The organism is Streptodolium elevatio (genome assembly GCF_040649515.1).
In the GTDB taxonomy this organism is placed as follows: domain Bacteria; phylum Actinomycetota; class Actinomycetes; order Streptomycetales; family Streptomycetaceae; genus Yinghuangia; species Yinghuangia elevatio.
On sequence record NZ_JBEZFP010000034.1, the window covers coordinates 66,352 to 75,060 of the forward strand.

Consider the following 8,709-nt stretch of genomic DNA (forward strand, 5'->3'; position numbering starts at 1 on the left):
TGACGGACGAATCCGCGGCTTCGAGGTAACACCGAGGGCACTATGCGGCTCTCATGGACACGAGGGTGCGGCGGTGGGTGCCGTGCCCGAGGCCGGTGCACCGGAGAGGGAGTCGCGATGGATGCGTTCGGGGGCGCGGTGTTGGCTGCGCGGGTCTACGGAGTGTACGCCTGGCTGCGGCGGCGCCGCGCGGACAGGCGCGCCGTGAGGATCGAGGCGGCCGGCCGTGCCGGGTACGTCGGCGACGCCGTGCGCGCCGCCGAAGGCGGCGGCCGGCTCTGGGTCGAGGAACGATTCGCCGACGGGCACCGGGTCCGCCTGGTCGTGCAGACGGCCGATACGGGGCGGGCGAGGTGACCCCCGACGACGCGGAGAAGGCGCCGTCCCTCCCATCTCCGGGATCCGGCGTCCCCGGCACGATGGCCCGAACCGAGACCGACCGCAGCCATGGCCTGCTCCCACCGAACACCGAGTCCGACCCAGGCAGCCGCGGCGACGCCGACGAACGGCAGTACAGGGACGCGCAGTTCAGCGCGTTCTACCGTGCCCACGTCAGTGCTCGTCTTTGAACTGGAACCGGTGGTCCTAGGCTGATTGGGTGAGCGTCGGCAAGGTCGTACGCCTGTCGCAGCGGAGGCCGGAGAGGCTGTGCCCGTTCTGCGGCGCCTTGGTTCGGCCGGAGTCGCGGCCGGAGAAGGTGTACTGCTCGTCGAAGTGCCGGTCGGCGCAATGGCGGCTGGTGCGGCGGAGCCGGGCGAAGGTCGCCGCGCTGGTCAGGGGTATCGAGTCGCGGGTCCGGTGCCCGGAGTGCGGGGCGGTGTGGACGGCCGGGGTGGAGCGGGCGAAGCGGGCGGTCTATTGCTCTGACCGGTGCCGGGTACGTGCCTGTCGCCGTCGGAAAGCTCGCGGTTGAGGGGCGCGCGGTCGCAGTCCGCCCGTTGTCGGTGTTGTCACGATTCGGTGAACAGGGCGACCGCTGCCTGCGGCTGTGCCCGGATTTACCGAATAGTGCCGTTCGCTTGAGCGTTGCAGTAACGGTGATGCGATCGCCTGCGGGGCGGCGGTGAGAACGCGCGGGTGGCGCGCGGTAGTTCGCCTCCTGCGCCTGGCCGCTGCTCCTGCCGACCGGCGCGCGCGTCGCTTGACACTGGGCTCGCGCCGGCCGGGTCCCCATCGGCCGCTTTGGTCGTCCCCGGCGCGCGCCGGAGGCGGTGGTCACCGTGTCGGAGATGGTGGGACACGTCAGCAAGGAGCGTTTCGAGGAACTCTTGCAGCGCGGTCGCGAGCTGGTCGACCGCGTAGCGCGGTCCCAGCTGGAGCTGGGCGACATGGCGTTGGAGATCGAGCCGATGGGGCCCTGGGGCGGCGGGCACGCGGCAGCCGACGAGCAGGTCTACACGGTCGAGTCCGCGATCGGGATGTTCGCGGAGGGGCTCGGGCTGGCGACCAGCACGGTGCTGGGGTACCGGTGGACGGCGTCGCGGTGGCCGGCCGAGCAGCGGCGCCCCGGGGTGTCGTACTCGGTGCTCGCGGCCCTGGCGTCGATCGCGGACCCGGACGAGCGGTTCGCGACCGTCGCGGACGAGCCGCTGAACGAGCGGACCGGCCGACGCGGCTGGTGGTTGGACGAGGCGAACCGGGTCGTGGGGCGTCGCGTGAAGCACCCGGCGTCGCGGCAGGAGCGCGTGGAGAAGATCCGCGACCTGGCACGGGACGACGTGGTCGCCGCCCGTGCGACCGCTGACCTGTTGCGTCGGCCCGAGGTCGCCACGGCAGCCCTCAACGACTCGGCGGCGAAGCGGATGGTCAACACCGTGCAGTTCGAGGACAGCAAAGTTGCCGCCGAGGTCGCCGCCGACCTGCTCCGGCGGCCCGAGGTCGCCGCCGAGGCGCTGAGTGACACCGGCGCCAAGCAGGTCGTCAACAAGGTGCAGTTCGAGGACCCCGGCGCGGCCGCGGAGACCGCGGCCGAACTGCTGCGCAGGCCCGCTGTCGCACGGCGGGCGATGAGTGACCCGGGCGCACGCAACGCGGTCAACACGGCCCAGTTCGACAACTCCCGGCAGTTCGGAGAAGGGCTGCGCGAGCGGTTCCCGGCGCTGGACCGGGTCGAGCGGACCGGGCAGTTCATCGACTTGGTCGGCGTCTGCGTTGGGTTCGTCACCAACGCTGGGCGGGTCATCCCGTCGCTGCGCGGACACGAGTTCACCGACGACGAGCGCCGCGTGATCGAGTCGAACATCGCCCGGATCCGCGCCACGGCCGACTGGCTGGAGTCCGTCCTGGAAACCGGCGCGGTCGACCTGGACGCCGCGCTCGCACGCATCCTGCAGGGCGAGTAGGCCATGGTGCGCCCCGCGTTGCCGCCGAACGTGAGCGGGCAACGCGTAAGGGTCGCGCTGCTGGAGGCGCGCCCGGCGGGCCTGCACATGCCCCATCTGGTCATGGCCACCGAACTGTCCCGCAGCCAGGTACGCCGCGGCATCGTCTATCTGCGCGACACCGCCGCCGAACTCGGTCTCACCCCGCTGATCTGGGACCGCATGAACGGCTACCGATTCAGCTCCGACCCCGAGGACTGGGTGGCCTACGAACTGCGGTCCTTCCGCAAGGAGATGACCGCGATCCGGCGGATCGTCACCGGCTGCGTGATCCCGCACTCGCTGCTGCGGCCCGACGACGAGGACGTCAAGCTCATGCTCGGCCAGCTGACCGGGGTCGAGTCGGGCTTCGAATACCTCATCAGGCAACTGGAGCGCACCCGCAAGACCGCCTGAGGCTTCCCCGCAAGGAAGGAGCAAAGGGGGTGTGGCCCGCTGCTGCGGGCCACACCCCTGGTGCTGCCATGCCCACACGACCGAGCCCCGAAGAACCGCAGCGGATGCGCCGACGGTGCTATCCGTCCGACACGTCCAACGCCGAATGGGCGTTGCTCGAACCGCTGCTGCCGATTCCGGCCTGCCGGACACCGACAGGCGGCAGACCGGAGAAGCACCACCGCCGCGACATCGTGGACGCGATCCGGTACGTCGTGGACAACGACATCAAATGGCGCGCGCTCCCAGCCGACTACCCGCCGTTCCCCACCGTGTTCGGATTCTTCCGCCGCTGGGCCCTGACCGGGGTGGTCACCCGAATCCGCGACCAGCTCCGGCGCCGGATCCGGATGCGTGCGGGCAAGAGCCCCCGCCCGGTCTCGGTCATCCTCGACTCCCAGTCGGTCAAAGCAGCCGAGACCGTACGCCGGGCAACGCGCGGCTACGACCCGGGCAAGAAGATCAACGGCCGGAAGCGACACCTGGCCGTGGACAACCGGGGATTGCTGGTGTCCGTTCTGGTCACCGGCGCGGACGTCCGCGACGCCGACGCCGCCCGCGATGTCCTCTGGCGCCTGCGCCTGACCAACCCGAGCGTCGTGATTGCCTGGGCTGACTCCGCATACGCCGGCCAGCTCGCCGACTGGGCCACGAAGCTCGGCATCACGCTCAAGACCGTCCCGCGGCCGAAGAACCAGAAAGGATTCGTCGTCTTGCCCAAGCGCTGGGTGGTCGAAAGGACCAACGCCTGGACGCTGCGAGCCCGCCGGAACGTAAGGGACTACGAGACTCTGCCCACGCACGCCGAGGCCCACGTCAACTGGGGAGCGATTGCGGTGATGACCAAACGCCTTACCCGCAAGGGCGCGACGGTGACACGCACCGCCGAGTCCTGGCGCAAGCGCGAACAGCGCGCGGCTTAAACAGCGGGTTCGGCCCAACGCCGCCCCCAGCGGGCATGACCGGACCAAGTGCGTCCGCAGGAACTTGCCCCCAGAGCCCGGAAGGTTCACGTAAGGCAGCAGGGAACGCCGGACCGTCTGTCACCAGGCTAACCCGTCCAGGATCACGAACGAGGCGGGATTCCCAACGCCGTGAGAAGCCCCAGGAAGCGGTCCTCCGCGCATCCATGGTCGCCGCGCATCACCTCAAGGACCTGCTCGCTGTCACCGCTGAATCCAGCAGCGTCGGCCCACGCGGACAATTCATCGGCGTGAGCCGGAAGCCTGGCATCGATCCATTCGAACCACACGCGCTCCCCAGCCCCCGCTTCCGGCCCGCCGGGAAGCGGGGTGCCCTGCGCGGCGTAGCCAGCAGCGGAGCGGGCTTCGATCCACCCCTCGGATACGCCTGACAACGTACCAAATGCCGTGAGATAGGCCGTGTCGCTGTCGAACACGACGGCCAGCAGCGTCGGCGACCCAGTCTCCAGAGCAAGCGCCTGCAAGAACTCCTCGGGTTCGTCAGGCACGTCCCGCCAGACATTGACCACCTGCCACCCTTGGCCAGCGACGTGCCAGATCTCCCAACGCAGCGGCGTCTCCTCAGGCCACTCCGGCTCGTCTTGCCGCAACGCCTCAAGCTCCAGAACGTCGCCATCACAACGGACGACGACCAACCCACCCCAGAAACCCATCCTCGCCCCCTCCCTTTCACGCGGGCTGGACGCTACTCGCAGTGCCCGACATGCCAGCAGGGAAGGTCGTCGCAGTTAAAGAACGAGCTCTGACCGCCGCACAGCGCGAACGCCTCGCCGAGCTCGGCATCAAGCCCCTCGCAGCCCCCAAGGCCCCGAAGGCTCCGAAAGCCGCCCAGAAAGCCGCTGGAGGCCCTTCCAGCGCCTTCGAGAAGGGTCTGGCGGCCCTGCGGCAATACCGGGACCGGACCGGGTCTGTGACCGTCCCCAGGAACCACGTGGAGGCTCTGGAAGCGGCCTCCGGAGATGGCGGCGAGCCGATGGAGGTGAAGCTCGGGGTGTGGCTCTCCAACACCAAGAGCCGCCGCGCCAAGCTCACCGACGACCAGCTCGACAGGCTCGCCGAGGAAGGACTCGACTGGCGGTAGGCGAGCATCCGGCCGGAAGGGGCGCAGCAGCCTTGGCCGTTGCGCCCCTTCGGCGTTCCTGCGCCCAGGCGAGGCTGCTCTGGCCAACGCCGCCGTCCGCGCCACTCCCACGGTGCGTAATGGCTTGCTAGGCCTTCAACGATGCCGGGGGTCGCGGGGTGTGATCCTGTCTCGGTGGAGCATCGGGCGTAGGCGGACTTGTTCGGCGGTGGCGCGACGAGTCTGTTCGGGTGTCGCACCCCCGACGTTCATAAGGGCGCCTACATCGGGGAGTTCGGCTTCCAGTAGGAATCGGCCGTCGGGGTGGCAGTAGGCGAAGAAGTAGGTCTGTTCGAGGAGCATCGCGTTGAGTTCGGCTGCGGCTGCCAGGCTGTCGTCTTGGGCGAGCTGCACCAGTGGCGGCGCTGTACTCCCAGGTGGTCCGTACACGACCGCCGTGCGTGGCCCGACCGGCATCACAATCTCCTCGGCCAGTGCAATGCCTCCGCGCTTGTTCTGGACTTGGATCAGCTCCCGACGGGGGCGTGGAATCCGCTGCCCCCGGCGGCGACGGCTGCGGATCCGTCGCCGTGGGGGGAGGAGGGGTGCCGGGTAGTCCTCGGACTGATTGAGGACAACGGGTTCGTCTCCAGACACCAGTGCCCCGGCAGTCAGTTCCATGATGGTGAGCGGTCTTGCCAGCAGGTAGGGCTGGAAGTCGAGTGCAAGGTTGCCCATTTGACGGATGTGGTCCTCAGGGGCGGAGACGAACTCCGCATTGCGCAAGTCAGCACGCCGCAGGTGCTGGGCTGGGGTCGCCTTCCTGCCCAACGGCGGCGTGGGTGTGCCGACGATCCGGAAGTACATGTCGGACAGCAGTTCCAACCGACGGCGGTGGGCTTGTCCGCGCACCATTTGAAATCCGACGAGCAGGCCGCTTGAGCGGCACGCCGATTTGCGGCATTCAGGGCGTCGACGGGGCCGATCAGTTCCCGCAGCGCGTGCGCGCCTCGCTCCTCCACTCGGCTCAGCAACTGTTCCATGCGGCCGTCGAGATAGCCGTCGACGTGGATGAATGTGTAGAAGTCCTTCACCGCCAAATCGGCGGGCATACGCAGCCCAGGCCGGGCGGTGCGGCGGTCCCGGACCCACACGCGGCCGCGCGAGTCTGCGAAGGGCTCGATCAGCAAGCGGGGGACGGTGTGGTGGCGGGCCCCGACCCCCACGGACGGATCCCACTCAGCAGCCTCCCAGATATCCACCACCTCAATGGCCCAGCCCCCACCGACGATGTCGCCGAAGTTTCGCCCGTGGCGGTGGGTTGGGGTGCAGGATCGTTCCGGGGTGTGGTCGCCGCTCCAGCAGGTGCGCCCCGGTCGTGGGGTCTACCGCAGCCCCGGGAATCCTGATCGCCAATGCCCGCGCGGGGGGATGCGGCCCAGCACGTCGGCGATCGTCCGGTACGACGCCCCGTTCATCGCCTTGCTTGGATCGCCGTCCCGCTCCGCTTCGGCGGCCAATCGGTCGGCCTGCTCGTTGGCGTAGTCGTGCGCCTGGAGAATCCGCTCCAGGAGTTCGTCGGCATCCATTTCGGCCTCCGCAGGATCACCCCTCCTGATCCAGCTTCCGCCGCCGACGCGGGTGGCGCACCTTCGATGCCGCGGGAGAAATCACATGATCCGTTCGTCTCTGTGTGTGAGGCACTCTCCTGCCTGCCGGGCAGGGCCTCCTCCGGAGAAGGCCTCCGGGGGTCCACCGGATGAAGGGGGCTCGTCTGATGAGCCTCGTAAGCAACCAGATGGCCGGGGCCCGCTACGCGGGTGCGGAGGCGGGGCAGTGAAGAACGAGAGCGAGTTCCTCACCATCTGCCGCGAGCTGCACCCCGAGACGGTCAAGATCGCCTTGTACTACACCCGCGATCTCGACCGTGCGCAGCAGGTCGCCAGCGACGTGTGGGTCAAGTTCTCCAAGGTCTACGACGACCCGCGCACTCGCAATGCGATCAACACCAACCCCGGTTACCGCCGCACTGCGGTGCGCAACGCGTTCTTCGACGCGTACCGGGCTGAGAAGCGTTGGGCCGAACGGGAGGTGTGCTGGGACCCGGACAAGATCGCCGAGTTGCAGTTGTCCGACCCCGAGTGGCTCGAGAACCAGGTCCGCAACGGCCTGGACGCGCAGCTCGGTCACGCTCTCGCGAAGCTCGGCGAGGAGGAGTTTCAGATCATCATCCTCCGCTACTACGAGGACATGAAGCCGCGCGAGATCGCGGAGGAGATGTCCATTCCCGCCGCGCGTGTGCACCGCGTCCACTACGCGGCGCTCAGGAAGCTCAGGACCTACTTGGAGGAAAGCAACGAGGTGGCATGACGTGAACATCGAACAGCGTCTCCAGCGGGACGCCGAAAACCTCGATCGGTTGATGGCGGACCACGACCCCGACGAGTTCATGCGGAACCTGCGCACCAGGCTCGGGGTCCCCTCGTCGGACAAGCACGAGAACTGCGGGGACGCCCCGTCGGCCGGCCGCCTCACGGCGGCCGGCCCGGCCGGGAGCCCTCCAGTCGCCAAAGCCATCGCAATGCAGAGCACGAGCATGGCGCTGGCCATCGTTCGGGGAATCGCCGCAAACCGAAACGCGGCGAACGGGAAGTAGCACAACAGCAATGAGGTCGTCATGGGCAAGGAACGGCACCCGCAGCGGGAATATGCGAGAGCCGGAGAGAACGGTGGATCTCTTCCTTTTCAACGACGCACCTTGCGTGGACCAGTCCGGCAGCAGGTTCGCGCAGATCGACCCATGGTGAGTCCATCTCACCCAGCTCCTAGAAACAGCAACGGACACACGTCCTAGGAAAGAAAAGAAGGGAGACGAGCGCCTTGGTACAGGAAGCACCACAGCCTCCAGTCCTGGGGGTTGTACTAGCCCTCGTCGCGATGCTCAACGTGTGCATCGTGACGCTCATGACCGTGACTACCCACAACCTCACGGTCCGGAGCACGCTCATCAGCCACCGTCCCCTCCGCAAGGAGGGTGGGCACCTCAGGACTGCAGCCTGGTGCTGACCACCGTCCTGCAAGTGCACCCAATTAGTGCTCAGGCACTGTGAGGAGTAACAACAAGATGTAAAAAGAGGGGCTCGGCACACAAAGAGGAGTGCCGGGCCCCTTTACATCCAGAAGGAGATTCCATCAACCGGAAACGTCAAGGGAGGTAAGCAACACTCGTTCAAACACAGAAGCTCGGTAAAACATGCGAAGTATTGCACGGCTGATCAAGAAGGCCGTTAAAGCATTCCATACGAAAGCAACCTCCCAGAGTGCCAAAGCAAAAGGCCGCAGATTCGCCTACGACGTTCTCGTCGAAGTCCTCGGCGGACTCCTCGTCGTGGTAATCGTCTTGATCCTGCTCTGAGAATTATGCAAAGGCAGCTTCCGACGATGTCGAACTAGTCGACGGACGCGGTGTACGAGGAGAGCCCCGCCGATCCGAAATCGGCGGGGCTCTCGCACGTAGAGCGTCGCACCACACCTCGCGACGGCTCACGTGGCGCGCCAACGCGTGAAACCTCCGTCCGACTGGACTCCGAGTGAGGCCGATCAAAAGCACCGGCGCCTGCGCGCAGGCTCTATCTCTACCTGGTTGAGGACAAGTCACTAGGGGTACAGATCCTGTGTGAGTAAACGACTGCGTAAGACCCAGACCATGCTGGCCGTGCTTCAGGCTTTGACCGCCTTGGGGGCGGAGAAGGCGCATGGCCACGCGATCATCAAGTGGACCGGTCTGCAGAGCGGGACGGTGTATCCGCTGCTGGCCAGGCTGGAGAAGGCGGGGATGGCCGACAGCGCG

9 protein-coding genes and 2 pseudogenes are annotated in these 8,709 nt (G+C 67.4%); 7 read left to right on the forward strand and 4 right to left on the reverse strand.

Features of this window, described 5'->3' with window-relative positions:
* Nucleotides 1-117: 117 nt before the first annotated feature.
* The 4 genes and pseudogenes from AB0C36_RS15880 to AB0C36_RS15895 all read left to right on the forward strand — a co-directional run.
* Nucleotides 118-357 (forward strand): hypothetical protein, encoded by a 240-nt coding sequence (locus AB0C36_RS15880; RefSeq protein WP_358354129.1) that lies wholly within the window; start codon nucleotides 118-120, stop codon nucleotides 355-357.
* Between the two features lie 872 nt (nucleotides 358-1,229).
* Nucleotides 1,230-2,342, forward strand: coding sequence for a DUF6192 family protein (locus AB0C36_RS15885; RefSeq protein WP_358354130.1), 1,113 nt, complete (start codon nucleotides 1,230-1,232; stop codon nucleotides 2,340-2,342).
* A gap of 3 nt (nucleotides 2,343-2,345) precedes the next feature.
* Nucleotides 2,346-2,777: a hypothetical protein gene (locus AB0C36_RS15890; RefSeq protein ID WP_358354132.1), complete on the forward strand. Its 432-nt coding sequence runs from the start codon at nucleotides 2,346-2,348 to the stop codon at nucleotides 2,775-2,777.
* A 104-nt stretch (nucleotides 2,778-2,881) separates the two neighbouring features.
* Nucleotides 2,882-3,736 (forward strand): annotated as a pseudogene (locus AB0C36_RS15895) (IS5 family transposase); the annotation flags it as partial.
* Nucleotides 3,737-3,882: 146 nt separating this feature from the next.
* Here the strand turns inward: AB0C36_RS15895 and AB0C36_RS15900 are convergent.
* Complete coding sequence (locus tag AB0C36_RS15900; RefSeq protein ID WP_358354135.1) at nucleotides 3,883-4,452, reverse strand: hypothetical protein; 570 nt, start codon at nucleotides 4,450-4,452, stop codon at nucleotides 3,883-3,885.
* A 50-nt stretch (nucleotides 4,453-4,502) separates the two neighbouring features.
* On the opposite strand from AB0C36_RS15900, the gene AB0C36_RS15905 reads away from it, so the two are divergent.
* A complete protein-coding gene (locus tag AB0C36_RS15905; protein ID WP_358354137.1) occupies nucleotides 4,503-4,880 on the forward strand; it encodes a helicase associated domain-containing protein in 378 nt (125 codons plus the stop codon).
* Nucleotides 4,881-5,015: 135 nt separating this feature from the next.
* Here AB0C36_RS15905 and AB0C36_RS15910 read toward each other — a convergent pair whose 3' ends face one another.
* From AB0C36_RS15910 to AB0C36_RS15920, 3 genes and pseudogenes are all read right to left on the reverse strand, one after another.
* On the reverse strand, nucleotides 5,016-5,744 hold the full coding sequence (locus AB0C36_RS15910) for a hypothetical protein (protein ID WP_358354150.1): 729 nt from the start codon (nucleotides 5,742-5,744) through the stop codon (nucleotides 5,016-5,018).
* A gap of 77 nt (nucleotides 5,745-5,821) precedes the next feature.
* Nucleotides 5,822-6,124: pseudogene (locus tag AB0C36_RS15915) on the reverse strand (DUF4238 domain-containing protein); the annotation flags it as partial.
* Between the two features lie 120 nt (nucleotides 6,125-6,244).
* Complete coding sequence (locus AB0C36_RS15920) at nucleotides 6,245-6,448, reverse strand: hypothetical protein (RefSeq protein ID WP_358354139.1); 204 nt, start codon at nucleotides 6,446-6,448, stop codon at nucleotides 6,245-6,247.
* A 247-nt stretch (nucleotides 6,449-6,695) separates the two neighbouring features.
* On the opposite strand from AB0C36_RS15920, the gene AB0C36_RS15925 reads away from it, so the two are divergent.
* On the forward strand, nucleotides 6,696-7,229 hold the full coding sequence (locus AB0C36_RS15925) for an RNA polymerase sigma factor (protein WP_358354141.1): 534 nt from the start codon (nucleotides 6,696-6,698) through the stop codon (nucleotides 7,227-7,229).
* Nucleotide 7,230: 1 nt separating this feature from the next.
* Nucleotides 7,231-7,515: a hypothetical protein gene (locus AB0C36_RS15930; RefSeq protein WP_358354143.1), complete on the forward strand. Its 285-nt coding sequence runs from the start codon at nucleotides 7,231-7,233 to the stop codon at nucleotides 7,513-7,515.
* Nucleotides 7,516-8,709: the final 1,194 nt, after the last annotated feature.

Bases quoted from the DNA above. Each gene is read 5' to 3' on its own strand.
- AB0C36_RS15880 (WP_358354129.1), top strand. From the start codon at position 118: ATGGATGCGTTCGGGGGCGCGGTGTTGGCTGCGCGGGTCTACGGAGTG.
- AB0C36_RS15885 (WP_358354130.1), top strand. From the start codon at position 1,230: ATGGTGGGACACGTCAGCAAGGAGCGTTTCGAGGAACTCTTGCAGCGC.
- AB0C36_RS15890 (WP_358354132.1), top strand. From the start codon at position 2,346: ATGGTGCGCCCCGCGTTGCCGCCGAACGTGAGCGGGCAACGCGTAAGG.
- AB0C36_RS15900 (WP_358354135.1), bottom strand. From the start codon at position 4,452: ATGGGTTTCTGGGGTGGGTTGGTCGTCGTCCGTTGTGATGGCGACGTT.
- AB0C36_RS15905 (WP_358354137.1), top strand. From the start codon at position 4,503: ATGCCAGCAGGGAAGGTCGTCGCAGTTAAAGAACGAGCTCTGACCGCC.
- AB0C36_RS15920 (WP_358354139.1), bottom strand. From the start codon at position 6,448: ATGGATGCCGACGAACTCCTGGAGCGGATTCTCCAGGCGCACGACTAC.